This is a genomic window from Sphingomonas sp. AC449 (genome assembly GCF_979253475.1).
Map to the genome: position 1 here is coordinate 1 of NZ_CEEDCZ010000105.1, position 234 is coordinate 234.

The following is a 234-nucleotide window of genomic DNA, read 5'->3' on the forward strand; positions in this document are numbered from 1 at the left end:
CCCGTCGATCTCCGCAAACACTTCGCGGGCCAGGCGAAAGCGGTCGACCCCGGCGGGGACGCCGACATAGACCGCGATCTGCAGCAGGATCTCGCGAAGGTCCTCGCGCGTCACGCCGTTCGCGAGCGCGCCACGGATGTGCGCCTTGAACTCGTGCCCGCGGTTGAGCGCGGAACTCATGCCGAGGTTGAGGATGCTGCGGCTGCGGCGATCAAGTCCCGGCCTGTTCCAGAT

The 234-nt window shown here is 67.5% G+C and carries 1 protein-coding gene; it reads right to left on the reverse strand.

What is annotated here, in order from left to right:
• A partial coding sequence (locus tag AC0CH3_RS18000) for a carboxymuconolactone decarboxylase family protein (RefSeq protein ID WP_465238149.1) occupies window positions 1-234 on the reverse strand: 234 nt, incomplete at both ends.